This is a genomic window from Kaistia nematophila (assembly GCF_026343855.1).
Lineage (GTDB): Bacteria > Pseudomonadota > Alphaproteobacteria > Rhizobiales > Kaistiaceae > Kaistia > Kaistia nematophila.
The window spans coordinates 207,816-233,293 of record NZ_JAPKNK010000004.1; the positions used below are offsets into that span (position 1 = coordinate 207,816).

At 66.3% G+C, this 25,478-nt stretch carries 20 protein-coding genes; 15 read left to right on the plus strand and 5 right to left on the minus strand.

The window, feature by feature from the left end; genetic code table 11:
• Position 1: 1 nt before the first annotated feature.
• Positions 2-835, minus strand: a complete 834-nt coding sequence (locus tag OSH07_RS11810; RefSeq protein WP_266338851.1) for a substrate-binding periplasmic protein — start codon at positions 833-835, stop codon at positions 2-4.
• 166 nt (positions 836-1,001) lie between these two features.
• Positions 1,002-2,429: an RtcB family protein gene (locus tag OSH07_RS11815; RefSeq protein ID WP_266338852.1), complete on the minus strand. Its 1,428-nt coding sequence runs from the start codon at positions 2,427-2,429 to the stop codon at positions 1,002-1,004.
• Positions 2,430-2,737: 308 nt separating this feature from the next.
• Between OSH07_RS11815 and rtcR the strand changes: the two genes are divergently transcribed.
• The 4 genes from rtcR (at position 2,738) to OSH07_RS11835 (ending at position 7,045) form a co-directional block, all read left to right on the plus strand.
• Positions 2,738-4,339 (plus strand): RNA repair transcriptional activator RtcR, encoded by a 1,602-nt coding sequence (rtcR, locus tag OSH07_RS11820; RefSeq protein WP_266338853.1) that lies wholly within the window; start codon positions 2,738-2,740, stop codon positions 4,337-4,339.
• A gap of 384 nt (positions 4,340-4,723) precedes the next feature.
• A complete protein-coding gene (locus OSH07_RS11825) occupies positions 4,724-5,650 on the plus strand; it encodes a polysaccharide deacetylase family protein (RefSeq protein WP_266338854.1) in 927 nt (308 codons plus the stop codon).
• Positions 5,647-6,132, plus strand: a complete 486-nt coding sequence (locus OSH07_RS11830; protein WP_266338855.1) for an ureidoglycolate lyase — start codon at positions 5,647-5,649, stop codon at positions 6,130-6,132. The genes OSH07_RS11825 and OSH07_RS11830 overlap by 4 nt, the downstream gene beginning before the upstream one ends.
• Position 6,133: 1 nt before the next feature.
• Positions 6,134-7,045 carry an allantoinase PuuE gene (locus tag OSH07_RS11835; RefSeq protein ID WP_266338856.1) on the plus strand — a complete coding sequence of 304 codons (912 nt, stop codon included), beginning with the start codon at positions 6,134-6,136 and terminating at the stop codon, positions 7,043-7,045.
• A 71-nt stretch (positions 7,046-7,116) separates the two neighbouring features.
• On the opposite strand, the gene OSH07_RS11840 is transcribed toward OSH07_RS11835, so the two are convergent.
• On the minus strand, positions 7,117-7,779 hold the full coding sequence (locus OSH07_RS11840) for a GntR family transcriptional regulator (protein ID WP_266338857.1): 663 nt from the start codon (positions 7,777-7,779) through the stop codon (positions 7,117-7,119).
• A 379-nt stretch (positions 7,780-8,158) separates the two neighbouring features.
• Here OSH07_RS11840 and OSH07_RS11845 point away from each other — a divergent pair, with 379 nt between their 5' ends.
• The 8 genes from OSH07_RS11845 to OSH07_RS11880 all read left to right on the plus strand — a co-directional run bounded on the left by OSH07_RS11845 (position 8,159) and on the right by OSH07_RS11880 (position 19,708).
• Positions 8,159-9,493, plus strand: a complete 1,335-nt coding sequence (locus OSH07_RS11845; RefSeq protein WP_266338858.1) for an aspartate aminotransferase family protein — start codon at positions 8,159-8,161, stop codon at positions 9,491-9,493.
• Between the two features lie 23 nt (positions 9,494-9,516).
• Positions 9,517-11,496 carry a hydantoinase/oxoprolinase family protein gene (locus tag OSH07_RS11850; protein ID WP_266338859.1) on the plus strand — a complete coding sequence of 660 codons (1,980 nt, stop codon included), beginning with the start codon at positions 9,517-9,519 and terminating at the stop codon, positions 11,494-11,496.
• A 17-nt stretch (positions 11,497-11,513) separates the two neighbouring features.
• Complete coding sequence (locus OSH07_RS11855) at positions 11,514-13,115, plus strand: hydantoinase B/oxoprolinase family protein (protein WP_266338860.1); 1,602 nt, start codon at positions 11,514-11,516, stop codon at positions 13,113-13,115.
• Positions 13,116-13,229: 114 nt separating this feature from the next.
• Entirely contained in the window at positions 13,230-14,756 is a 1,527-nt protein-coding gene (locus tag OSH07_RS11860) for an ABC transporter substrate-binding protein (protein WP_266338861.1), read from the plus strand.
• A 101-nt stretch (positions 14,757-14,857) separates the two neighbouring features.
• On the plus strand, positions 14,858-15,898 hold the full coding sequence (locus OSH07_RS11865; protein ID WP_266338862.1) for an ABC transporter permease: 1,041 nt from the start codon (positions 14,858-14,860) through the stop codon (positions 15,896-15,898).
• 3 nt (positions 15,899-15,901) lie between these two features.
• Positions 15,902-16,759, plus strand: coding sequence for an ABC transporter permease (locus tag OSH07_RS11870; protein ID WP_266338863.1), 858 nt, complete (start codon positions 15,902-15,904; stop codon positions 16,757-16,759).
• A gap of 52 nt (positions 16,760-16,811) precedes the next feature.
• The gene (locus OSH07_RS11875; RefSeq protein ID WP_266338864.1) at positions 16,812-18,398 is read left to right on the plus strand and encodes an ATP-binding cassette domain-containing protein; all 1,587 of its coding nucleotides are present in this window, start codon (positions 16,812-16,814) and stop codon (positions 18,396-18,398) included.
• A complete protein-coding gene (locus OSH07_RS11880) occupies positions 18,395-19,708 on the plus strand; it encodes an amidase (RefSeq protein WP_266338865.1) in 1,314 nt (437 codons plus the stop codon). Before OSH07_RS11875 ends, OSH07_RS11880 begins: the two co-directional genes overlap by 4 nt.
• A gap of 63 nt (positions 19,709-19,771) precedes the next feature.
• On the opposite strand, the gene OSH07_RS11885 is transcribed toward OSH07_RS11880, so the two are convergent.
• Both OSH07_RS11885 and OSH07_RS11890 read right to left on the minus strand, forming a co-directional pair.
• Positions 19,772-20,812, minus strand: a complete 1,041-nt coding sequence (locus tag OSH07_RS11885) for a substrate-binding domain-containing protein (protein ID WP_266338866.1) — start codon at positions 20,810-20,812, stop codon at positions 19,772-19,774.
• 14 nt (positions 20,813-20,826) lie between these two features.
• Positions 20,827-21,699, minus strand: a complete 873-nt coding sequence (locus tag OSH07_RS11890; protein ID WP_266338867.1) for an ABC transporter permease — start codon at positions 21,697-21,699, stop codon at positions 20,827-20,829.
• 383 nt (positions 21,700-22,082) lie between these two features.
• Here OSH07_RS11890 and OSH07_RS11895 point away from each other — a divergent pair, with 383 nt between their 5' ends.
• The 3 genes from OSH07_RS11895 to OSH07_RS11905 are packed head-to-tail and all read left to right on the plus strand — an operon-like array spanning position 22,083 to position 25,473.
• The gene (locus OSH07_RS11895; protein ID WP_266338868.1) at positions 22,083-23,606 is read left to right on the plus strand and encodes a sugar ABC transporter ATP-binding protein; all 1,524 of its coding nucleotides are present in this window, start codon (positions 22,083-22,085) and stop codon (positions 23,604-23,606) included.
• Positions 23,607-23,619: 13 nt separating this feature from the next.
• Complete coding sequence (locus tag OSH07_RS11900) at positions 23,620-24,657, plus strand: ABC transporter permease (RefSeq protein ID WP_266338869.1); 1,038 nt, start codon at positions 23,620-23,622, stop codon at positions 24,655-24,657.
• A gap of 45 nt (positions 24,658-24,702) precedes the next feature.
• Positions 24,703-25,473, plus strand: a complete 771-nt coding sequence (locus OSH07_RS11905) for an SDR family NAD(P)-dependent oxidoreductase (RefSeq protein ID WP_266338870.1) — start codon at positions 24,703-24,705, stop codon at positions 25,471-25,473.
• The last annotated feature ends 5 nt before the right edge of the window (positions 25,474-25,478 follow it).

A 25,478-nucleotide genomic window follows, 5' to 3' on the forward strand; every position in this document is an offset into this window, starting at 1 on the left:
GTCAAACACCCCGGCTGGCGCGATAGCGCGCGATGATTTCATCGGTCTTCGTCACGGCGCCGCCCTGCGAGATGTCGAGGAACAGGTCGACGAAGGCGGCGAGATGCGCGGCATCCGGGCGGATGCCGATCGCCAGCGTGTCGGTCTTGTCGTTCAGCGTGATCGACCGCGCCACGACGGTGAGCGAGGGATCGTCGACGAGCAGCTTCTTGATCTCGAAATCGTCGCGATACGCCATGTCGATCTCTTCGGCCCGGACCGCGTCGATCATCGACGTCCAGTCGGCGAACTCGCGGATGCTGGCCTTCGGGAAACTTGCGCCGGCGAATTCGGCGAAGGCCGAGTGGCCGATGACGCCCAGCACGCCGCTGAAATCGCGGATGACCGGCTCCACCGGCTGGCTGCCGGCCATGCGCGCCAGCCGGACGCGGTTGGCGATCAGGCCGTGGTTGAATACCGCATAGGGCCGCGAATAGCGGATCAGGCGCCCGCGCCGCACCGTGCGGCTCAGCTTGCAGATGGCGAGATCGGCGGCGCCATCGGCGATCTGGTCGACCGCTTCGTCGAAGGTCCTCGGCTGCCGGTCGAAGGTGACATCGGCCTCGAGCGTGCGCGCGATCGCTTGCGCGAGCGTGACGTCGATACCGGCATTGTCGGCGCCGGCGGCCTCGAAGAAGGGCGGCGACGCGAAGCTCGGCATCACGACCCTGAGCGGCGTCTCGCGATAGATGCGGGAGAGATCGCTGAGCGGTTCCGCGAAGGCGCGCGGCATGGCGATGGCGGCCAGCGCCCCGCCAAGCAGACCGCGCCGGGAAAGCGTCAGAGGGCGCCGCATTGCGAACATCGATGTCATGGGTCCAGCCGCCAGATCAAAGATTGGCGCCACCCGTCATCCAGCGCCCTGCAACTCACGCTAGAGCAGCCTGGTTAAGAAACTTTCGTAAGGGAACCCTCCTGCTGCCATTCCCGGCCGTCGCCTGCGCGACGGCCGGGAGCCACGATCAGCCAGCCTTCTGCGCCTTCCGGCGGCGCCAGGGGGCATCTCTCCCGATATCGCCGGCCATGATGCAGCCATAGGGCAACACCTCGTCGACGATCTCGGCCAGGCCATAGTGCTCGATCTGCGCCCGCATGGCCGCAGCGTTCTTGTAGGCGCTCGGCAACTCGGACACGTCGGCGTTGCCGCAGAAGAAGCGGACGTCGAGGCCTGCCGTCTCCCTGGCCAGGATCGCGGCGATGTTGTTCGGGCTCAGCCCCCGGGAATCGGCGCCATGTTCCTCGGCAAGCGCCCGGATATGGGCGCTGCGCGAGACGTTGCGTCCGGCTCCATGCGGCGAGAAGCCGAGGCCCCGCGCCGCATTCGATCCGCGGACGACGAGCACGGGCTCCGCCATGTTGAGCGGTACGAGCGTCAGCGCGGTGGCGTCGTCGGCCCAGCCGTCGAAGGCCGGCGTCGCCCCCTTGCCGTGGTAGAACAACCCGTCGGACTTTCGGAAGACGAAGTTGTGCTCGTTCCAGAAGCGGTCGCCAACGCGCGTATCCAGTTTTTCCGCCGCCATGTCGTGCAGCGCATAGTGGCTCTCCCTGGTCCAGAGGCGGATCGCCTGCAGGGCGGACCAGTAGGCCTCGCCCTCTTCCGTATCGGCCGGGATCCAGGCGTTGATCGGCGCGGTCTCGGGGGAAAGCCGTTCGCGAAACCGGTTCGCGACCTTGATCCCCCGATCATAGAGGCGGGCTCCCGGCCCCCGCGATCCATGATGGGTCACGAGCGCGGTCTCGCCGCTCGACTTCAGCGTGCCGACGAAGGCGAAGTGGTTGCCGTCGCCCTGAGTCGCGAAATGCGCGATCGCTCCCTCCAGGCCGCTATAGAGATAGCGGTTCTCCGAAAAAGCGGCGAGCGTCGCGTCGGAGGGACGGAAGCGCCCCATTGGAGAGCGCCCTCCCGCACCGAAATGCGTGACCGCATGGATCGCATCGAGAACAGACTCCGGATCCAGCCCCGGAAAGGTCGAGATCGCCATGGAGCAGCAGATGTCGGCGGAATGCATGCCCGGGTGAATGCCGTCCGACGCGACGACACCGCCCACCGGGATCGTCCCCACCGGTCCAGACGGGCAGGCATCGGGCATGATCGCGGCCGCGCGCACCACGGGCGTGCGAACCAGCGCGCGCATCGTCGCGCTGACCTTCTCGACATTACCGAGCTCATAGGCCGTCTCCGCGGCAATGTTCGCGTAGATCGGGACATCATTCTCACCCTTCAGGGGCAAAGCGGGCGCGGGCTCAAAACGTCGCGCCGCCGCGAGGGCATCGGCCATCGAGCCGCCCTGCCTCAGGATCGCATTGGCCGCGTCGAGAGCCGGGCGAAACCACTTGCCCTGCGCCATACCCGCATCGATCAGGTCCTGTCCGCTGATTACTTCGATCATTTCACATTCTGCTTCTGTCGCAGTCCTTCTGGTTTTCATTTGTCGTGCATCGCTCGAATGACGGCGGCGACGGGAATGGACGAAATGCGGATGACCCCGCTCATCCCTCGCTTCCGGTCACGCCCGGATCATTTCAAGCGATGTGCCAACCGAAGCAACGCTGCCTTTCCAGCACCGAATTTTCTGTTATCTATCTGAATTATATAGATAATATATGCCATAGAAGCAGCAGCCATTCGAATTTGCGGCAGTGGGGATGCTCCATTATTCTATCCAGAGAGATAGAAAAATATCGAAATGGATAAGCCATGAAGCGGCGCGTCGCGATCAGCATCCTCGGCACGACCCTCGATGTCGGCCGTCGGCCGGAGCGGTGGGAACGCTGGCGCCCCAACGTGGCGCTCTGCCAGCAATCGGGCCTCTTCATCGACCGGCTGATCCTGATCCACGACGACAGGGCGGAGCCGCTGGCGCGCAGCATCATCAAGGACATCGAGACCGTCTCGCCGGCCACGGACGTGCGCCAGCACATCCTCAACTTCCGCGATCCCTGGGATTTCTCGGAGGTCTATACCGGCCTCCGCGACTTCGCCCATGGCTATCCGTTCGACCCGGATTCCGAGGATTATCTCGTCAACATCACGACCGGGACCCATGTCGCCCAGATCTGCTGGTTCCTCCTCACCGAGGCGCGGATCATACCGGCGCGACTGCTGCAGCTGTCGCCGCCGCGGGACCGGCAGGCGGAAGGGGACTATTCGGGCACGCATGCCGTCATCGACCTGGACCTCTCGCGCTACGATGAGATCGCCAGGCGCTTCGCATCGGAAAAGGCGGAGGCGACATCCTTCCTGAAGTCCGGCATCTCGACCCGCAATCCCGCCTTCAACCGGATGATCGATGAAATCGAACGGGTCGCCATCCGCTCTGCCGCCCCGGTCCTGCTCACGGGGCCGACCGGCGCCGGCAAGTCGCAACTGGCGAAGCGGATCTACGAACTGAAGAAGTCGCAGCGAAAGGTCGGAGGCGCCTTTGTCGAGGTCAACTGCGCCACGCTGCGCGGCGACCAGGCGATGTCGACGCTGTTCGGCCATGTGAAGGGCGCCTTCACCGGCGCGGCCACCGATCGGGCCGGACTTCTCAGATCCGCGGACAAGGGGGTGCTGTTCCTCGACGAAATCGGCGAGCTTGGTCTCGACGAGCAGGCCATGTGCCTGCGCGCGATCGAGGAGAAGCGCTTCCTCCCCGTCGGCAGCGACCGGGAGGCCTCGGCCGATTTCCAGCTGATCGCCGGCACCAATCGCGATCTGGGCGAGGCGGTGCGCCAGGGCCGGTTCCGGGAGGATCTCTTCGCGAGGCTGAATCTCTGGACGTTTCGGCTGCCGGCGCTGCGCGAGCGCAAGGAGGATATCGAGCCGAACGTCGAGTTCGAGCTCAGGCGCTTCCTCGAGCGCGAGGGTCAGAACGTCACCTTCAACAAGGAAAGCCGACAGCGCTATCTCGCCTTCGCGACCGGGCCGGAGGCCAGCTGGAGCGCGAATTTTCGCGATCTGTCGGCATCCGTCACCCGCATGGCAACGCTGGCCGCGCTGGGGCGCATCACCGTCGACGTGGTCGACGACGAGATCGGGCGGCTACGCACGGCCTGGTGGCCCGCCTCCCGATCGGCAGCAGACGCCATCCTGACGGAGGTGCTCGGAACGGAAGCGGCGGCGCGGATCGACCCTTTCGACGCCGTGCAACTCGCGGCGGTCCTGCATGCGTGTCGACGTCATGCCAGTGCGAGCGCCGCCGGCCGCGAATTGTTCGCCCGCTCGCGCGAAGCGAAGAGGAGCAACAATGACGCGGATCGGCTGACGAAGTATCTCGCCCGCTATGACCTGCACTTCGATCAGGTGAAGCAGCGGTGACGCGCTGAGCAGCCGACGCGCAAAACCGGAACGCCCTGGCCGCGCGCTGCGCGCCGGGCAACAGGCCCGACCGGCCGACTAGCGAGCGCTTGCTGCTCACAAAACGGGCGCAATGCCCGCCATCTCACTTTGTTTTGTGATATCATATCTGATTATCATCACGGCCGTGTCTGTCCCAGGTCGGCCGGTTCGCTTGTTTTCTTCCATCCTCTCATCGGCAACTTCCCTTCGGATCAAGCGGCTTCACGGCCGGATCGGCGCCGGGCGCGGAAGCGCCGCCGCATCGGCCGCGCTCCGTCGCAGGAACCGGATCGCAGGCTGTCGCGCCGGAGCGAGGATCGGGCCCGGAGACAGCCCATCATCCCATCCCGATCCCGGAGCGCCATGAGCATGACCGCCATCGACAGCGACGCGGCGCGGATTCGCGCGCGCATTCCCTATTCCCCGATCACCGACCGCCCCGCCCTGCGCCTGCCGGGCGACGCGCGCATCGCCGTCTGGGTCATCGTCAATGTCGAGAACTGGAGCCCGGCCGCGCCGCAGCCGCGCACGGTGCTGCCGCCGCCGATGGGACAGCCGCTGCTGCCCGACATTCCGAACTGGGCCTGGCACGAATACGGAATGCGCGTCGGCTTCTGGCGTTTCGTCGAAGTGTTGCGCCAACGCGGCATCAAGGCGAGCTTCGCCGTCAACGGCAGCGCGCTCTCGCTCTATGAGCCGGCCTGCCGGGCGGCGCTAGAAGCCGGCTGGGACTTCATGGGCCATGGCTATGTCCAGCGACCGATGCACCGGCTCGACGACGAGGCCGAAGCCATCCGCGCCACCATCGAAGCGATCACCGCCTTCACCGGCAAGCCGCCGCGCGGCTGGGAAAGTCCCGGCCTGACCGAGACAATGGCGACGCTCGACCTGCTGCAGGCGGCCGGCATCGAATATGTCTGCGACTGGTGCCTCGACGACCAGCCAGTGACCCTTCGGGCCGAAGGCGGCCCGATCGTCTCCGTGCCGTATACGGTCGAGATCAACGACGTCGTGATGAGCGCCGTGCAGAACCAGCCTTCCGACGAGATCTTCCGGCGCGGCGTCGACCAGTTCGACCGGCTCTATCTCGACGGCGAAGCCGCGCCGCGCGTCATGGCGATCACCATCCATCCCTATCTGACCGGCGCGCCGCACCGGATCAGATATCTGGAGAAGCTTCTCGACCACATCCTCGGCCATGAGAAGGTCGTGACGTGGACGGGCGCGGAGATCCTCGACTGGTATCAGGACGAGCAGCGCCGCCTGGCCGTCGCGGGCAACGCGCCATGAAGCCGGTGACGGTCGAGCCGATCGACGCCGTCGCCTTCGCGCCCTTCGGGTCGATCGTCGCCCATGCCGGCGGCGACGACCGCGACTACCTGCCGCTCAACCTGACGGCGGGCGAGGATCTGCGGGCGCGGAACTGGACGATGCGCCTCGCCGGGCATCCGGGCGACGGGCTCCTCGTCTCGACGCTAGAGCGACACCCCGCGTCGACGCAGGCCTTCGTCACGCTGGGCGGCGACGGGCTGCTCGCCGTGGTCGCGCCGACGGCGGCGGATGGCGGTCCGGATGCGAGCGGGCTCCGCGCCTTCCGCGTCCCGCCCGGAAGCGGCGTCATCTACCACCGCGATACCTGGCACCACGGCATGGTCGCGCTCGGCCGTGGCAGCGACGTCTTCATCGTCATGGGACTGCGCGCGGATGGCCGCGACACCGTATGGGCCGAGCTTTCAACGCCGGTGCCGGTCACCGGCCTGATGGGGAACTGACATGGACGACGCCCATCTCGCGCGCGACTTCGTCGGCTACGGCCCGATGACGCCGGACCCGAAATGGCCCAATGGGGCCCGCCTCGCCCTCAACCTCGTCATCAACTACGAGGAAGGCTCGGAAGCCTCCTTCCCGGATGGCGACGGGGTCAGCGAGTCCGCGCTGACGGAGGGGGGCGCCGGCGGCTTCGCCGGCCGCGACCTCGCGGCGGAGTCGATGTACGAATATGGCAGCCGGGTCGGCATATGGCGCGTCGTGCGCCTGCTGGAGGCGCGCCGGATGACGGCGACCGTGTTCGGCTGCGCCGTCGCGCTGGAGCGCAATCCACAATTCGCCCGGGCGATCCCCAAGCTCGGTTTCGACGTCTGCTGCCATGGCCTGCGCTGGGAGCGGGTGCAGAACCTGAGCGAGACGGAGGAGCGCGACCACATCGCGCGCGCCATCGCCAGCATCGAGGCGACGACCGGCACCGCGCCTTCCGGCTGGTATTGTCGCTACGGGCCGAGCCTCAACACGCGGCGCCTGCTGGTCGAGCATGGCGGCTTCCTTTACGATTCCGACGCCTACAACGATGAGCTACCCTACTGGACGCGGGTGGGCGGCAAGCCGCACCTCGTCGTTCCCTACAGCCTCGCCACCAATGACGTGAAATTTGCGCGCGGCGGCATGTCGACCGGCCAGCAGTTCGCCGAATATCTCTGCGACAGCTTCGACATGCTCTATCGCGAAGGGGCGACGGCGCCGAAGATGATGTCCGTCGGCCTGCATCTGCGGCTTGTCGGCCACCCGGGCCGGGCCGCCGGCCTCGAGCGCTTCCTGGATCACGTCGCCCGGCACAAGGACGTGTGGGTCTGCAATCGGGCGGATATCGCCCGGCACTGGCGCGCCACCTTTCCCCCTCCGGAGGCGTAGGCGGCCTTCGCTGCCGTGCGGTTCTCCGGGATCGGCGGGCTGTCCGCGTGCGGATGGCCCGTGCCGCCCGCCTAGACTCGCTCCTCGCTTGCCCGCGCGCTCATCAGCGCCCGGGCCCACGCCACCTTGATCGCGCTCAGCCGGTCGACCAAGAGCCGCTCCAGTCCGGCCGAATCGCGGGCCTCGATCAGATCGACCATGCGACGGTTCTCGACCGGCAGGAGCCGCTTGCGCTCGGGCATCAGGTCGAAGAAGGAGGCGGACGAGGACTGCCAAGCCCTGTCCCACAGTTCCTCGACATGCTCGCGCAAGAAGGCGTTCGGCGTTCGCGCCATCACCGCCGTGTGGAAGGCGCGGTTGCGGCGCGCCACCGTGACGGGATGATCGAGATCCTTCTCGAGTTCCTCGATCAGGGCGCGCAACTGCCGGATCGATTCGGCGTCATGCTCGGGAACCGCCATCACGCAGGCGGTGATTTCGAGATGCAGCCGGACCTCCTCGATTTCCCACGCGGTGCGGAACGAAAGGCGCGCGACCTCCGCGCTCCGGTGCAGGTTCATGATCACCAGCCCGTCCTTCTGCAGGAGGCGCAGCGCCTCGCGCACGGGCATTTCGCTGAGGTTGAGCTCGCGCGCGATATGCGTGAGTCGCAGCGGATCGCCCGGACGGAAGACGCCGTCCAGGATCTGCCTGCGGATCATCTCATAGGCGTGTTGGGTCTTGGAAAAGTTCATCTAGGGCGCTCGCCTCGGCGACGGTTCGGGCCTGTCCATTCGATAAATCCCGTTGCCATCCTGTCCGCTACGAAGCTCCGAGTGTCAACCGGCGGATCGGCGGGAGCCGAGCCGACCGGCGCCTCGGCGCAGGCCTTCCAGGCACGCTCGCGCCGGTTGCACCAACAAGTCGCAGCCATGGCCCATTTCCGCGGCGGATTGCGCATCCGCCCGGCAGCGCCTCGACGCTCGAAGGTCGGCCGCCTCATATAGCGCCCATCGTGCACAAAATTCAATCTTGCCCAATATGCGCTCTCCAGTTTGATATCATATCAAATATCGGATCGCGGCGACGGCCTGTCGGGCGCCGGACCGCGACAGGCTGGAAGGAAGGCAACGCATGCTGACGTCGAACTATATCCCGAGCGAGCGCACCGCCCGCTCCAAGGCACTATGGGAAAGGGCCAGCCGGGTTGCGCCGATGGGGGCCCAGGGCGACGGCAAGTTCTATGCGCCCTATCCGCATTATCTGGCGCGCGGCGCCGGATCCCGCCTCTGGGATGTCGATGGCAACGAATACATCGACTACTGGAACGGCGCCGGCCCCTGCGTGCTCGGCCATGCCGACGCCTTCGTCGATGCGGCCGTGGCCGAGACGATGCGGACGCGCGGATCGGTCTTCTGCGCGCCGCACGAGCTCGAAGTGGAACTGGCCGAGAAGCTCGCCGAGATCATTCCCTGCGCCGAGGTCTCGGCCTTCCTGAATGCCGGCTCCGACATCCTCTACATGGCCGCGCGCCTCGCCCGCGCCGCCACCGGCCGCAAGATCCTCGTCAAGTTCGCCGGCTCCTATCACGGCTGGTACGAGGACCTGCTGTTCAATGTCTCGTCCTATGACAAGCCGGCCGACAATCGCGGCCAGTACCAGCCGATCGCCGAATCGGTCGGCATCACCGACGAGACCCGCGCCCAGATCCGCGTCCTCGAATACAACGACATCGCCGCCATCGAGGAACTGTTCCGCACCGAAGGCGACCAGATTGCCGGCGTCGTCGTCGAGCCGGTGATGCACGGCCCGATGACGGGCAACATCGATCCGCTTCCGGGCTTCCTGGAAAAGCTGCGCGAGGTCTGCACGCAGTATGGCGCGCTGCTGATCTTCGACGAGATCCTGACAGGCTTCCGCCACGGCCTCGGCGGCGCGCAGAAACTGCTCGGCGTGACGCCGGATCTCGCAGCCTTCGGCAAGGCCATCTCGAACGGCACCCCGATCGCCGCGCTCTGCGGCCGCCGCGATGTCATGGAGCATCTCGCTCCCGCCGGTCGCGCCTTCTTCTCCGGCACCTATAACGGCAACGCCGCCTCGGTCGCGGCCGCGCTCGCCACGATCGAGCGCCTGTCGGACGGACAGGTCTTCGACAGGATCTGGACGCTGGGCGAGCGCATGCGGGCCGGCATCGCGGCGTCGATCGCCAGGCACGGCGCGGTCGCGAATGTCCGCAACTACGGCTCCGTCGTCGCGCTGCACAGGACGAATGTGCGCGTGAACTCGTTCGGCGACATCTGGCGCTATCACGACATGTCGGATGCCGTCGATCTGGCCTCGTTCCTGTTCGAGAACGGCATCTACGCCAAGCCCCGCCGCACGCAGCGCCTGCTGATCTCCGGCGCCCACACCGAAGAGGACATCGACCGCACCGTCGATGTCTTCGATCGATATTTCGCCGGCAAATAAAAACAGGAACTGGTACCCAGATTATGCAACGAGTTGGAATCGATATCGGCGGCACCTTCACCGACATCGTGGTGTTCGACGAGAGCACGGGACAGGTCCGCCGCTCCAAGACGCCGTCGACGCCGAGTGCCCCCGAGGATGGCTTCATCAACGCGCTCGAGAAGGCCGGCGTCGCCGTCGACGATGTCAGGGCGCTGGTGCACGGCACCACGATCGTCACGAACCTCATCCTGGAGCGCGACGGCGCCCGCGTCGCGCTGATCACCTCGCACGGCTTCAGCGACGTGCTCGAGATCATGAGGGCTACCCGCCCCCTTCCCTATGACCTCGGCTGGCGCAAGCCGACGCCGCTGATCCCGCGCGCCATGTGCTTCGAGATCGACGAGCGCATCATGGCCGACGGCACCGTCGTGCGGCCGCTCGATCCGGAAAACGTCGCTGCTGTCGTCGACCGCATCCTCGCCGAGGATGTCGACGGCATCGCCGTCAGCCTGATGCACGCCTATCTCGATCCCAGCCACGAGCAGATGGTCGAGGCAATCATCCGCGCGAAGGCGCCGCACCTGCACGTCTCGATCTCGTCGGCGATCTGCCGCGAGATCCGTGAATATGAGCGCGCCAACACCACGGTCGCGAACGTCTATTCGATGCCGCGCGTCCGCCGCTATGTCTCGGCGCTGCGCGAGCGCGTCGGCAGCGACAGCCTGGTCAACTATCTGAGCTCGGAAGGCGGCATCCAGGACGGCGAGGAAGCCGCCCGCCGTCCCGTCACGCTCTGCGTCTCGGGTCCCGCCGGCGGTGTCCTCGGCGGCGCCTTCGTCGGCGAGATGACGGGCCATCGCAACCTCGTCACCGTCGACATGGGCGGCACCAGCTTTGACGTCGCCGTGATCCGCGACGGCCGCTTCGAATTGAAGAACACCTTCGAGATCGAATGGGGCCTGCCGGTCAAGACGCCGACCATCGACATCAAGACGATCGGCGCCGGCGGCGGCTCGATTGTCTGGATCGACGAGGGCGGCGCCTTGCGCGTCGGACCGCAGAGCGCCGGCGCCGAGCCCGGCCCGGCCTGCTATGGCCGCGGCGGCACCGAATGCACCGTCACCGACGCCAATCTCGTGCTCGGCCTGATCAAGCCGGACGGGCTGATGCCGCTCGACAGGAGCCTGGCCGAAAAGGCGGTAAAGAAGATCGCCGACCATTTCGGCGTCTCGATCCAGGAAGCGGCCGAGGGCATCTACCGCGTCGTCAATGCGCTGATGGCGTCGGCGATCCGCCAGATGACCGTCGAAAAGGGCGTCGATCCACGCAGCTTCGCGCTGGTGCCGTTCGGCGGCGCCGGTGGCCAGCATGCCGCGGTGCTGGCGCGCGAGGTCGGCATTCCCACCATCCTGCTTCCCAACATGCCGAGCGTCTTCTCGGCCTTCGGCATGGTGAGCGCGCCGATCAAGATCAGCCGCTCGGCCAGTATCATGAAGCCCCTGGCCGAGTTGACCGTCGCCGACCGCGCGGCATTCTTCGCGGCGCTCCGGGCCGAGGTCGCGGCGACCGCGCCCGGCATCGACGCGGGACCGCCGCGCTTCGAATGCGTGCTCGACCTCAAATATTCGAAGCAGGCGCACGAGATCAGCGTCGTCGTCGAGGAGGACTGGTCGAACGAGCAGATCACCACCGCCTTCGAGGATCGCCACTTCGAGCTCTATGGCACGCGCCTCGGCCATGCCGTCTCGGTGGTGACCGGGCGCCTGACCGCCATCTCGGAGCTTCCGCGCCTGTCGCTGGGCACGGATTCGGCCGCTGTCGAAACTGACGCCGTGCCGACCTCGCAGACCGCGCTGACCGGCGTCGACGCTCCGGTCGCCGTCTTCGATCGCACCACCCTGCTGCCCGGCATGCGACTTGCCGGACCCTGCCTCGTCGAGGAGGTCGACACGTCCTTCTACGTCCCGGAAGGCATGGTCGGAACCGTCGACGCCTACCGCAACCTGATCATCGCCACCTGAAGGGCACCGAAAAGACCATGTCCAACCTCGATCCCTTCACCCAGCAGATCATCCGCAACTATCTCTTCTCGACCACCGAGGAGATGATCCAGACCACGGTGCTGACGGCCTATTCGCCGACCTTCTCGGAAGGCTTCGACTTTTCCTGCGCGCTGTTCGACCGCTCCGGCAAGATGGTGATCCAGTCGCGCGGCGTCGGCGTGCACCTCGGCTCGCTCGTCGGCGCCATGCAGGCGATGGTCGCGAAGTTCCCCGAACCGGTCTCCGGCGATGTCTTCATCACCAACAACCCCTATCTGGGCACGCACCAGTCCGACGTGATCGTCGCGCGGCCGATCTTCTGCGAGGCGCGGCATGTCGGCTACGCGGTCAATATCGGCCACTGGACCGATATCGGCGGCATGAGCGCCGGCGGTTGCGCCGGCACCTCCACCCATGTCGTGCAGGATGGCCTCATCATCCCGCTGTCGCGGCTGTTCCGCGCCGGCGTGCTGGTCGAGGAAACGCGCGACTTCATCCTCGCCAATGTGCGCCTGCCGGAGGATGACTGGGGCGACCTGATGAGCCAGCTTTCGGCGACGGCCATCGCCGAGCAGCGCATCCAGTCGCTCGCCGAGCGCTACGGCGTCGACGCCGTGATCGACGGCATGAGCGCGTCGATCGACTACTCGCGCGCCCGCTTCCTCGCCAAGATGCAGGAGGTGCCGGACGGCGTCTACGAGGCGGTCGACTACATCGAGGACGACGGACTCTCCGACGCCCGCTACCCGATCCAGGTCAAGGTCACCAAGAGCCCCGAAGGCTTCCTGATCGATTTCGAGGGCTCGGCGCCGCAGGCGCCGACCCCGGTCAACGCCACCTTCACCTCGGCTCGCGCGTCCGCCTATGCCGCGATCGTCGCGATCGTCGATCCGGCGACCCCGGTCAATGCCGGCATCTTCGACCTGATCGAGATGCGCGCGCCGGAACGCAGCATCGTCAACGCCGCTTGGCCGGCGCCGGTCTATGGCTGCACCTTCGAGATGGCGAAGCGCGTACCCGAGACAATCCTGAAGGCCTTCGCCGACAAGGTGCCGGAGCGCGTGGCGGCCGGAAGCCATGCATCGGGCAACAATCTCGCCGGACGCGCCGTCGATCCAAAGACCGGCGAAGACCTCGTCTGGTACAACTACTACGAGGGCGGCCAGGGCGCGACGACCGCCGCGGACGGCAACGACGCCGTCTATTTCTGGGGCGAAACCTCGCACAACCAGCCGATCGAGGTCTGGGAGCACAAGTACCAGGTGCTCGTCGAGCGCTACGGCCTGCGCGATGGATCCGGCGGCAACGGCAAGCACAAGGGCGGCCGCGGCACGGTGCACGAATACAAGCTCCTGCAGGACCACTACCTCTCCGGCCTCGGCGATCGCCACCGGGTCGCGCCCTGGGGGCTCTCCGGCGGTGAGCCGGGCGCGCCGAACCGCTGGACGCTCCGCCGCGACGGCATCACCAAGGATCTGGCCGAATGGTACGGCCTGAAGAGCCCGTCGAAGTTCTACAATATCCACCTCCAAAAGGACGATGTCCTGATAATCGAAACCGGGGGTGGCGGGGGATACGGCAAGTCAGAGGCAGCGTAGCATCCAGACTATACCTTTTATACATCGATCAAAACGATACAAAAGAGAGTGGGACGAGCTATGAAGTTGTTGCGATCTGTAATGCTAGCCTCGGCGCTTGCGCTGAGTTCAGGAGTGCCGTCCTTTGCGCAGGACGTGACGGAGACACTGGTCGTCGCCGGGCCGCGCACGCCCGAGTCGCTCGAGCTGGATTATCCGTCAACGGAAGCCGTCCAGGAGGCGCGCAAGAACGTCTATGAGCGCCTTCTCGCCTACGAGATGGTGAAGAACGAAGACGGCGTCATGGTCGAGAACTTCGACAAGCTGGTCGGCGCGCTCGCCGAAAGCTGGGAAGTCTCGCCCGACCGGACCAGCATCACCTTCAAGCTGCGCCCGGCCAAGAGCCATGCCGGCAACACGCTGACTGCCGACGACGTGATGTGGACGTTCAAGCGCGGCTGGGACCTGAAGGCGACCTTCTACTGGTACATGCACCAGATGCTGAAGATCCAGGACTTCGACACGGCGTTCCAGAAGATCGACGACATGACGGTCAAGGTCCAGCTCCCGGGCCCGTCGCCGCTGATCGAACGGCTCTGGGTCAACTCCGACCTCGGCATCATCGACGCGACCGAAGTGAAGAAGCACCTGACGGACGCCGATCCGGTCGGCCAGACCTGGCTGTCGACCAACACCGCCTCCTATTCGCCCTACAAGGTCACGACCTACACGCCGGGCCGCGAGATCGTCTATGAGGCGAACGACGACTATTACCGCGGCGCGCCGAAGCTGAAGAAGGTGATCTTCCGCGAGATCCCGAACTCGTCGAACCGCGTGGCCGCCCTGCAGGCGGGCTCGATCGACGTGGCCGAATGGCTGCTGCCGCGTGAGCTCGACCTGCTGAGCAAGGCCCCGAAGGTCAAGGTCGAGAAGGTCTTCGGCAACTACATCCACCGCATCGATCTCAACAACACGATCGAGCCCTTCACCAACCCCAAGGTCCGCCAGGCGCTGAACTACCTGGTGCCGCGCGACCAGATCGGCAAGGCGATCTACTTCGGCACGGCGCGCCAGACGAAGAGCCCCGTTTCCGAGATCTATCCGGGCTACACCGACGAGTTCTTCGCCTATTCGGAAGACGTCGAGAAGGCGAAGGCGCTGCTCACCGAGGCGGGACTGGCCGAGGGCTTCAAGACCGAGCTCGGCTATCGCACGGGCGACGAGATCGAGGAGCAGATCGCCGTCATACTGAAGACCGCCTTCGCCCGCGCCGGCATCGACGTGCAGCTCAACAAGCTGCCGAGCTCGACGCTCGTCGAGCGCTATTCGAAGGGCACGATCCCGATGTATTTCCTGCGCGACATGGCGATCGTGCCGGATGCGGCCTATGTGACCAACCTCTGGCTCAACAGCGCCTCGATGGTCGATTTCTCGCGTTTCAAGAACGAGGAAGTCGACAAGCTCATCGACAAGAACCTGACGGCGACCGACGAGGCCGCGCGCCTCGCCGACATGAAGCGGGTGCAGGAACTGGTCGTCGAGAACGCACCCTGGGTGTTCCTCTTCAACCCCGGCTACCAGCTCGCCCTGCGTGACAACATCAAGGGCTACTCCTGGTACACGCCGAACGGCAATGCGTGGTTCGACTTCCACAAGGAGTGATCCCTGCCGGCCCCGGCGCCCCGGGCGCCGGGCCCTTCCTGCCCGCCGACGGTCGCGGCAATTGCCGCGGCCGGAAAGCCTAGCAAGCCACGAGGTCGACCATGAATATCCTGGCCGTCTGGCGGCGCATGCCGCGCGTCAGCAGGATCGTCCTGACGAGATTGGCGCTGATCATCCCGCAGATGTTCGGCGTGATGCTGGTGACGTTCCTGCTGGTGCGCATGCTACCCGGCGATCCCGCCCGGCTGATGCTCGGCAATTTCGCGACCGAGGATTCGATCGCGCTCTACCGCGAGCGCCTCGGCCTCGACAAGCCGGTCTGGACGCAGTTCATGACCTATGTCGAGAACGTGTTCCGGGGCGATCTCGGGACGTCGCCCTTCACCTCGAACCCGATCCTGACGGACCTCGCCGAACGCGCGCCCGCCACGCTCGAGCTCATCACCTGCGCGATGATCCTGACCCTGATCATCGGGATCGGCATCGCCGTCGTCTCGGTCGTGCGCAAGGGCGGCGTCGTCGACTACGGCGCCCGCCTCTACGGTCTCGCCGCCGGCGCCATTCCCGACTTCTGGATGGCGCTGATCCTGATCTTCGTCTTCTTCTACCTGCTCGGCTGGGCGCCTGCCCCGTTCGGCCGCATCGATCCGATGCTGTCCCCGCCGGTGCGGATCACCGGCTTCTACACCCTCGACAGCCTCGCCTCCGGCAACTGGACCAATCTCTGGTCGGCGCTCGGCCGACTGGTTCTTCCCGTCCTGACCATCACGGCCGTCAACGCCGGCGCCGTGATGAAGATGGCGCAGACGGTATTCGGCGGCGTCTATGAATCCGATTTCGTGCGCCACATGCGCGCCAGCGGCCTGACCGAGCCGCAGATCATCCTGAGCGGCCTGCGCAACAGCCTGCCGCCGATCATCACGATCGCCAGCTTCACATTCGGCTTCCTGCTCGGCGCGGCGGTGCTGGTCGAGACCCTGTTCTCCTGGGGCGGCCTCGGCCAGTACGCCGTGCAGGCGGTCATCAACAGCGACTACGCGGCGCTGCAGGGCTTCGTGCTCGTCTCGTCCGCCTTCATCCTCATCGTCTATTCGGTCGCCGACATCCTCTACGAGATCGCCGACCCCCGGATTAGGATCTGATCCTTGACGTGGAAAGCTCTCCTGCGCGAACTCGCGGCGCGTCCCGGCGCGCTGATCGGCCTGTCGCTGCTGACCCTGCAATTGTTCGCCATCCTGTTCGCGCCCTGGATCGCTCCCTATTCGCCGGTCGAGGCCAATCTGCTTGACGCCATGCAGCCGCCGAGCGAGCTGCACTGGTTCGGCACCGACGAGGTGGGCATGGATGTCTTTTCCCGCGTCGTCTACGCGACGCGCGTCAATCTCCTGATCGGCTTCGTGGCGGTCTTCGCTTCGCTCCTCGCCGGAGTCACGCTCGGGCTGCTGGTCGGCTACTACCGCAACATCCTCAGCGCGCTCGTCATGCGCGTGTTCGACTTCATCCAGGCCTTTCCCGTCTTCGTGCTGGGCATGGCGCTTGTCGCCGTGATGGGACAGGAGATCTGGAGCGTCGCGATCGTTCTCGGCTTTCTCTTCGTGCCGATGTTCGCCCGCCTGGTCCGGGCCGAGGTTCTGTCCCTCCGGGAACGCCCGTTCATCACGGCGGCGCGGTGCAGCGGCGCAGGCGATGCGGCGATCATGTTCCGCCATATCCTGCCCAACGCGATGACGCCGGTGATCGTGCAGATCTCGATCGCGCTCGGCATGGCGATCCTGCTGACGGCCGGCCTCTCCTTCATCGGCGCGGGCGTGCGCATGCCGTCGCCGGAGTGGGGGCTGATGGTGAGTTCGGGATCGCAGCAGATGATCCTCGGCATCTGGTGGATCGCACTGTTCCCCGGCGTCGCCATCGTTCTCTCGGTGCTCTCCTTCGCGCTGGTTTCGGAGGCGACGCGCACGCTGCTCGATCCGCGCACCCACAGCGAGGCCGGCCAAAATGCGTGATGCGAACGAAACGCCGGCACCGGCGCCACGGCAGGGCCAAGCGGCCGAATCCGTGCTCCGTCTGGACGATGTCAGCGTCGGCTTCGGAGGCGACCGGCTCGCCCTCGACGGAATCTCGCTCGCGCTGCGCGCCAATGAGATCCTCGGGGTCGTCGGCGAGACGGGGGCCGGCAAGTCGCTGCTCGCCCAGGCGATCCTCGGCCTGCTGCCGAAGGGCGGGCGCCTGCTGAAGGGCGACATCACCTATGGCGGCAAGTCCGTCTCGGGCATGTCGCGATCGGAAATGCGCCAGTTCCGGGGCGGCGACATCGCCATCATCGGCACCAATGCCAAATCCCTGCTCGATCCCGTCGTGCCCGTCGGCAAGCAGATTGCCCGGGTAGCGCGGGCGCATAGCAGGATGAGCCGGCCGGAGGCGCGGGCGGCGGCGATCGCCCTCCTGCAGGATGTCGGCATCACCAATGCGGAAGAGCGCGCGGCCGCCTATCCGCACGAATTGTCCGGCGGCATGGCCCAGCGCGTGGTGATCGCCATGGCGCTGGTCGCCAACCCGAAGGTCCTGCTGGCGGATGACGCGACGCTCGGGCTCGATGCCACCGTCCAGGCGCAGGTTCTCGACAATCTCGTGCGGCGCTGCCGGGAACGCGGCATGGCGGCGATCCTGATCACGCATGATCTCGGCATCGTCCGCCACTACTGCGACCGCGTCGCGGTGATGCGGGGCGGCAAGCTGATCGAGACGGGCAGCGTGGAGGCGTTCCTCGAACGTCCCGCGATGGACTACAGCCGCGAACTCGTCGCGGCCGCACGCGCCCGACCGGCCATGCGGTCGCCGGAGCGGAACGACAGGCAGCGGAACCTGCTCGACGTGCGCGACCTCACCATGCATTTCGCCACCTCCGGCAATGCCGGACCGATCCGCGCCGTCGACGGCGTCAGCTTCTCGATCGCGCGGGGCGAGACGCTGGCGCTGGTGGGCGAAAGCGGCTCGGGCAAGACGACCACGGGCCAGTGCATCCTTCGCCTCCTGAATTCGACCAACGGGCGGATCTTCTTCGACGGCACCGACGTCTCCGACATGTCCGAACGCCAGTTCCGGCCGCTGCGGCGGCGGATCCAGATGGTGTTCCAGGAGCCCTATGTGGCGCTCAATCCGCGCTGGCGGGTCGCCGACCTGCTTTCGGAACCGTTCCGTCTGCTGGATCCGATGACAAGAGGCGAGCGCGCCAGGCGGGTCGCGCAATTGCTCGAGGCCGTGCATATCGATCCCGCTTTCGCCGGCCGCTATCCGCACGAACTGACGGCCGGCGAGCAGAAGCGCGTCGGGGTTGCGCGGGCGCTCGCCACCACGCCCGATTTCGTCGTCTTCGACGAGCCGACGACGGCGCTCGACATCCGCGTGCGGGCGCAGATCATCGACCTCATCCGCGATCTGCAGACGCGGATGAGCCTGTCGGCGCTCTTCATCACGCATGACCTCAACTCGGTCCGCTCGCTCGCGCACAAGGTGGCGGTGATGCATCTCGGCAAGATCGTGGAATATGGCGAGACCGAAAGGATCTTCGAGACGCCGAGCGAGGCCTACACGAAGAAGCTGCTGGCGGCCGAACTCTCGATCGACCAGAAGGCGGCCGGTTGATCGACGGCGCCGGCCTCCCCGCCTCCGGGGCCCTGTCGGCGATGGCTTCGGGAGAGCTCTCGGCCGTCGATCTGCTCGAGAGCTGCCTTGCCGCCATCGCCCGCCATGACGCAACGATCCGGGCCTTCTGCCATGTCGATGTCGAGGCCGCGCGGGCCGAGGCCCGTCTCGCCGACGCGAGACGAACGGAAGCGACCGCCACGGGCGAAGGGCCCGGCCTGCTCTGCGGCGTTCCCGTCGCCATCAAGGACGTCATCGATGTGCGGGGCATGCCGACGGGACATGGCGTGACCTACCGGGCGCCGCGGATCGCGGAGCGCGACGCGCGGGTCGTCGCCCTCCTGCGCCGGCAGGGAGCGGTCATCGTCGGCAAGACCGAGACCGTCGCCTTCGCGGCCGCCGGCGCGATCCCGCCGACGCGCAATCCGCGCGATCCCGCACGCAGCCCGGGCGGCTCGTCCTCGGGCTCTGCCGCGGCCGTTGCGGCGGGCATGGTTCCGCTCGCCATCGGCACCCAGACCGGGGGCTCGCAGATCAGGCCGGCCGCCTTCACCGGCATCTACGCCCTGAAACCGACATTCGGCACCGTCGCGCGCGAGGGCATGAGCCCCTTCGCCCCGTCGCTCGACACGATCGGCTGGTTTGCGCGGTCGGTGGACGACCTGTCGCTCCTGCTCGCGGCGCTCGCCGCGCCGGATCCGATGCAGGAAACGCGAGTGCCGGCGGCAGGCCGGGTCATCGGGATCTGCAGGGGGCCGCATTGGGCAGACGCCGGACCCGACATGCAATGGGCGCTGCTCGAAGCCGAGCGACGCCTGCGCCGGGCGGGAATGCAAATCCGGCCCGTCGATCTGCCGGCAGGCTTCGACGCCCTGACGTCGGACCAGGAAGTGGTGATGTATGGCGAGGGCCATCTCTCGCTGCGCGACGAGCATGTGAGGCACGGGGCGGCGCTCCACCCCGATCTCGCTGCGATCGCGACCAACGCGCGCGGCATCGGCCGCGCGGACATCTGGACTGCGGCGGCACGGATCTCCCGCCGCCGGACGCTTTTCGACGGCCTCTTCGGCTCGCGCCTCGATGCCATCCTGGCGCCGGGCGCGCCGGGCGAGGCGCCATCATGGGCGGACGGGACAGGATCGTCGCGCTTCAACAAGATGTGGTCGGCGCTGCATGCGCCCTGCGTGGCGCTGCCGGGCTTCAGCGGATCTTCGGGCCTGCCGCTCGGGCTTCAACTCGTCGGGCCGCGCTTCGGCGATGCGGACCTGCTCGCCTGCGCCACGGCGGTCGACCGCATCCTGAACGGATGAGGCGCCTATCCGCATGCACCGCCGGGATGGGCGGAGGCGGCGCAAGCGCCGCCTCCGGATTTGCTACTCCTTGGCCGCGGCCTCGACGTTCTCGGCGTTGTAGAGCGAGAACGGTCCCATCAGGATGCGCAGGCCCTTCTCGCGGGTCGGATCCTTGGTGATGGCGCGGTCGCCGAGACGACCGGCCTTGACCACGGCGCCCTCCTCGGCCTTGACGGTGCCGGTCGCCAGAGCATAGGCGGTCTGGTAGGCGAGATAGCCGAGATCCTTGAAGCTCCAGAGCGCGAATTCCGGCGCACAGCCGTTCTGCGTGTAGGAGAGCATCTCGGACGGCACGCCGAGGCCGGTGACCTTGATCTTCTCGCAGAGGCCCTCGTCCTGCAGCGCCTTGGCGGCGGACGGCGCGCCGACTGTGGTCGGGGCGACGATGAGCTTCAGGTTCGGGTGCTTGTCGACGAGCGCCAGCGCGAGGTTATAGCTCGTCTCGGCCTGGTCGTTGCCATAGACGGTGTCGACGAGCTTGAGCGAGGCGAACTTCGGATCGCTCTTCAGCACCTCGTTCATCGACTTGATCCAGGCATTCTGGTTGGCCGCATCGGCCGAACCGGAGAGGATGGCGAACTCGCCGCCGGCCTCGCCCAGGATCTTCAGCGCCATGTCGGCCAGCACGCGGCCGGTCTCGTCGAAGTCGACCTGCGCGACGAAGACGTCCTCGCCCTCGGCCGACGGGATCGGCGAATCCCAGGTGACGACCTTGATGCCCTTGTCATGCGCCGCCTTGGCGGCCGGGGCGATCTGGTCTCCGGAATTGTTGGAGATCATGATCGCGCCGACGCCCTGCGTGGTGGCGTTGGTGACGATCTCGATCTGGCCGGCGACGCTGTTCTCCGGGGTCGGGCCGAGGAACTGCAGCGGACGCTCGTTCTTGAGCTCCGCGGCGGCTTCCTGGGCGCCGTTGTTCGCCTGGTCGAACACGATGATGCCGAGATATTTGGGCAGCAGCACCATGTCGACCGGCTTCCCCGCGCCGGCGTCCTGTGCAACCGCAACCGAGCCCGCCAGCATGGAAATCGCCGCGGCGGCAGCCAACAACTTCGCTTTCATGGGTATTTTCCTCCCTATGCTACCCTGGAACGAACTTTCGAGACGAGGAACGGCACCGCCGCCGACAGGATCAGCAGAACGCCGATCACGATCGACTGGGAATTGCCGGTGAGATTGGCGAGACCCATGCCGTTTCGAAGATTGAGGACGAGAAGGATCGCGAGAAAGACGCCGAGCAGCGATCCAGATCCGCCGAAAATGCTGACGCCGCCGAGCAGGACCATGGTGATGATCTCCAGCTCGAAACCCTGGGCGAGGTCACCGCGGACCGAGCCGAGCCGGGCGGCATACAGGACGCCGGCGAGCGCGGCGATGAATCCCGACATCAGGAACAGCGAGAATTTCACCCGCGCCACGGCGACGCCCGAATAGCGGGCGACATCGACGCCGTTGCCGATCACGTAGATCTTCCGGCCGAAGGTCGAGAGATGCAGGATCGCGACGGCGACGAGCAGCACCACGACGAAGACGATCAGGGCGAACGGCAGCGGACCGAGAAACGCCTTCTGGCCGAGGTCGGTGAACCATTGCGGGAAGCCGCCGATCGCGCGGTCCTCGAGCAAAACGCGGGCGAGGCCGCGGAAGCCGATCAGCCCGGCCAGCGTCACGACCAGCGACGGCAGGCCGACATAGGCGACGAAGAAACCGTTGATGCAGCCGGCCGCCAACCCACCCAGCAGGGCTGCCGTGATCGCGAGAGGCATGCCGACGCCCTGCGACGTCAGATAGGCCAGCAGGCAGGCGGCAAACCCCATCACCGAGGCGACGGAGAGGTCGATCTCACCATTGATGATCAGCAGCGCCATGATCAGCGCGACGACGATCTTCTCTATGGAGAGTTGAAACAGGTTAATGATGTTTGACCCCGAAATATAATGCGGGGACATGAACATGTTTGCGACAATAGTCGTTGCGAGCAATAGGAGAAGGAAAATCTCCCAGCCGCGAAAGGCCTTTGATAGCTGCATTTTCCCTCCGAGCCGCAACGAATAAGCAGATAGATCTGCCCCTCCGCATCGAAGCTGCCCCATATTGGATGGCTAGTCTGGGCCACGAGGCCACTAACCCGGTCCAATTCTCCTTTTTTGGATAGATCCTATTTTTTGATATTGCAAGTAGGATTCATCTAGATATTGATAGGATCAATTCGGGAGGATATCGGACACTGCGGAACCCGCGGATCCGAGGAAGATGTCGTCGTTGCCGGACGCCTGGAGGGGCGTCTGGTCGGGTGTTCAAGCCTGCGCGACGGCTTTGAGGGGGAGTTCAAGTGGCCGCTTTGCCAGTCGAGAATCATGGCTCGCCCGTGATGGAATTGCTGAACATCAGCAAGAGCTTCGGCGCGACCCACGCGCTGCAGGACGTCTCTCTGACGCTCCGCCCGGGCGAGATTCATTCGCTGCTCGGCGAGAATGGCGCCGGCAAGTCGACGCTGATCAAGATCATGACCGGCGTGCACCAGCCGGATCGCGGCGCCATCCATCTCGACGGCGCGCCGGTGCAGATGGCCAGCAGCGCCGACGCGCAGCGCAAGGGCGTCGCGGCCATCTATCAGGAACCGCTGCTGTTTCCAGATCTCGATGTCGCCGAGAACATCTTCATCGGCCATCAGGATCGCGGGCCCTTCACCCGCTGGTCGACGATGTACGAGGAAGCGGCCCAGATCCTCGCCTCGATCGGCGTGCAGATCGACGTCCGCGCCCCGGCGCGCGGGCTGACGCTTGCCGAGCAGCAATCGATCGAGATCGCCAAGGCCATTTCGCTCAAGGTCCGCGTCCTGATCATGGACGAACCGACAGCATCGCTTTCGGCCTATGAATCCGAGCGCCTGTTCCAGCTGATGCAGGATCTTCGCGGACGCGGCGTCTCGATCGTCTTCATCAGCCACCGCATGGACGAGGTTTTCCGCCTCTCCGACACGGTAACGGTGTTCCGCGACGGCCGGCACATCTCGTCCCGCCCGCGCGCCGACGTCACCCCGCAATCCGCCATCGCGGAGATGGTCGGCCGCGAGATGGGCCTGCTCGCCCCGCGCGCCACGACCGCCGCCGAAGGCGTCGTCCTGTCGGTCGATCGCCTCGGACGGGACGGTGTTTTCGAGGATGTCTCCTTCGAGATCCGCAAGGGCGAGATCCTCGGCTTCGCCGGCCTCGTCGGCGCCGGGCGGACCGATGTCGGCCTGGCCCTGTTCGGCATCGCGCCGGCGCATCATGGCCGCGCCACGCTGGACGGCCGGCCGCATGCGCCGCGTTCGCCCCGCCAGGCGATCGATGGCGGCATCGCCTATGTCTCCGAAGACCGGCGGCAGCTGGGCCTGTCGCTGCCGATGTCGTCCTCCGCCAACATCTCGCTGCCCGTGCTCGATCGCTTCAAGGGCATGCTCGGAATGCTGTCGCGCAGGAAGGAGGCGGAGGTCGCCGACGAGTTCCGCCGCCGCCTGCACATCAAGACCGCCTCGGTCGAAGCGCCGGTTGGCCGGATGTCCGGCGGCAACCAGCAGAAGGTGCTGCTGGCGAAATGGCTCAATACCGCGCCGCGCCTGCTGATCCTCGACGAGCCGACCCGGGGCATCGACATCGGCGCCAAGGCGGAAGTGCACCAGTTCATCTCGGAACTGGCCGCGCAGGGCATGGCGATCATGCTCATCTCCTCGGACCTGCCGGAAGTGCTCTCGCTCAGCGACCGCATCGTGGTGATGCGCGAGGGCAAGCAGATGGCGACCCTCGATCGCAAGGACGCGACCGAACAGGTCGTCATGGCCCATGCCACGGGCCAGGGCGACCAGGCCGCATAGATAGGAAGTCGCCATGAACGGACTACGCCTGCGTCCCGAACGCGTCCGGGAGCTCAGCCTGCTGGCGATCATCGTCGTCGCGGTGCTGGTGTTCGCCACCATCATCGATGGCTATCTTTCGCCGCGCACCTTCAACCGCATCGCCTCGAGCGTCGTCATCATCGCCGTCGTCGCCGCCGGCCAGACGCTGGTCGTGCTGACCCGCAACATCGACCTGTCAGTCGGCGCCATGGTCGGCTGCGTCGCCTATTTCACCGGCGCGCTGCTCGCCGCCAATCACGGCCTGCCGCCCGTGCTGGCAATCGCCCTCGCCGTGGCGATCGGCACCGTGATGGGCGCGATCAACGGCGCCCTCGTCGTCTTCGCCCGCATTCCGTCGATCATCGTCACGCTCGGCACCATGGCGGTGTTTCGCGGGCTGCTGGTCGAATTCTCCGGCGCCAAGTCGATCACCACCGCCAACCTGCCGTCTTGGCTGGTCAACCTGCCGCAGATGACCGTGCTGTCGATCGGCAGCTTCGACATCCGCGCCATGGTGGCGCTGGCGCTGGTGACGATCATCCTGTTCCAGCTTGGCATGTCGGTGCTGCGCGTCGGCCGCCATTTCTATGCCGTCGGCTCGAACCCGGACGCCGCCCATTTCACCGGCCTGCCGGTCCGTCGCGTGATCTTCTCGGCCTTCCTGCTCTCGGGCGCGATGTCGGGCCTCGCCGGCTTCATGACGCTGGCGCGCTTCGGCACCATCACCGTCGAAGCGGCGATGGGGCTGGAACTCGAATCGATCGCGGCCGTCGTGGTCGGCGGCGTCAACATCTTCGGCGGCGCCGGCTCGATCATCGGCGCGACGCTCGGCGCCATCCTGATCGGCACGCTGGAACAGAGCCTGTTCCGCCTCCAGATCAACCAGTTCTGGCTCGACGCGCTGCTCGGCCTGCTCATCCTTGTTGCCGTCGCCAGCGACTCGGTCCTGATCACGCGGTTGCGCAGGTTCTGGAACGAGGCCCGCGCCAGACGCCGCCAGATACCCGCGACAACCGATACGACTTCCTGAGGCCGCGCCGCAGACGCGCCCATTCCGAGCGACAAAGGAGACAGAATGTCCGTCCTCACCGAAAAACTGCGTCTCGATGGCAAGGTCGCCCTGGTCACGGGCGCCACCCGTGGACTAGGCTTCGCCATTGCCGAAGCCTTTGCGGAAGCCGGCGCCCGGCTGATCGTGTCGTCTCGCACCGCCAACCCGGCAGCGCTCGACCGCCTGCGCAGCCACGGCGTCGAGGTCGACTATGTCCAGGCCGACATGGAAGATCCCGAGGCGCCGGGAGAGCTCGTGCGCGAAGCGGTCCGCCTCGCCGGCCGCCTCGACATACTCGTCAACAATGCCGGCATCGCCGACCACGGCGATACGCATGACTTTTCCGACGAACGCTTTCGCCGGTCGATGACCGTCAACTTCGATTCCGTCTTCCGCTCTTGCCGCGCGGCGCTCGGCCCGATGCGGGCGCAGGGCGAAGGCGTGATCCTGAACATCGGCTCCATCGCCGGCTTCGTCTCGCTCGTGCCGCAGCCCCAGGCCGCCTACAACGCCTCGAAAGCCGCCGTGCACATGCTGACCAAGAGCCTCGCCAGCGACTATGCGGCGGAGAACATCCGCGTCAACGCGATCGCCCCCGGCTACATCGTCACCGACATGACCGCCGGCGGTCTCGCCGACCCGGAAATGGCGCCGACCTGGAAGGCGATGACGCCGATGGCGCGGCCCGGCCAGCCCGAGGATGTCGCCTGCGCGGCCGTGTTCCTGTGCTCGTCGGCCTCGGCCTATATCACCGGCGCCGTCATTCCGGTCGATGGCGGCTACACCAGCCGCTGATGCGA

What these genes read in the sequence shown, in the direction of transcription:
- OSH07_RS11885 (WP_266338866.1), bottom strand. Translation starts at nt 20,812, where the DNA reads ATGAAAGCGAAGTTGTTGGCTGCCGCCGCGGCGATTTCCATGCTGGCG.
- OSH07_RS11845 (WP_266338858.1), top strand. Translation starts at nt 8,159, where the DNA reads ATGCTGACGTCGAACTATATCCCGAGCGAGCGCACCGCCCGCTCCAAG.
- OSH07_RS11890 (WP_266338867.1), bottom strand. Translation starts at nt 21,699, where the DNA reads ATGTCCCCGCATTATATTTCGGGGTCAAACATCATTAACCTGTTTCAA.
- rtcR (WP_266338853.1), top strand. Translation starts at nt 2,738, where the DNA reads ATGAAGCGGCGCGTCGCGATCAGCATCCTCGGCACGACCCTCGATGTC.
- OSH07_RS11900 (WP_266338869.1), top strand. Translation starts at nt 23,620, where the DNA reads ATGAACGGACTACGCCTGCGTCCCGAACGCGTCCGGGAGCTCAGCCTG.
- OSH07_RS11905 (WP_266338870.1), top strand. Translation starts at nt 24,703, where the DNA reads ATGTCCGTCCTCACCGAAAAACTGCGTCTCGATGGCAAGGTCGCCCTG.
- OSH07_RS11850 (WP_266338859.1), top strand. Translation starts at nt 9,517, where the DNA reads ATGCAACGAGTTGGAATCGATATCGGCGGCACCTTCACCGACATCGTG.
- OSH07_RS11810 (WP_266338851.1), bottom strand. Translation starts at nt 835, where the DNA reads ATGCGGCGCCCTCTGACGCTTTCCCGGCGCGGTCTGCTTGGCGGGGCG.
- OSH07_RS11855 (WP_266338860.1), top strand. Translation starts at nt 11,514, where the DNA reads ATGTCCAACCTCGATCCCTTCACCCAGCAGATCATCCGCAACTATCTC.
- OSH07_RS11835 (WP_266338856.1), top strand. Translation starts at nt 6,134, where the DNA reads ATGGACGACGCCCATCTCGCGCGCGACTTCGTCGGCTACGGCCCGATG.
- OSH07_RS11865 (WP_266338862.1), top strand. Translation starts at nt 14,858, where the DNA reads ATGAATATCCTGGCCGTCTGGCGGCGCATGCCGCGCGTCAGCAGGATC.
- OSH07_RS11830 (WP_266338855.1), top strand. Translation starts at nt 5,647, where the DNA reads ATGAAGCCGGTGACGGTCGAGCCGATCGACGCCGTCGCCTTCGCGCCC.
- OSH07_RS11840 (WP_266338857.1), bottom strand. Translation starts at nt 7,779, where the DNA reads ATGAACTTTTCCAAGACCCAACACGCCTATGAGATGATCCGCAGGCAG.
- OSH07_RS11825 (WP_266338854.1), top strand. Translation starts at nt 4,724, where the DNA reads ATGAGCATGACCGCCATCGACAGCGACGCGGCGCGGATTCGCGCGCGC.
- OSH07_RS11815 (WP_266338852.1), bottom strand. Translation starts at nt 2,429, where the DNA reads ATGATCGAAGTAATCAGCGGACAGGACCTGATCGATGCGGGTATGGCG.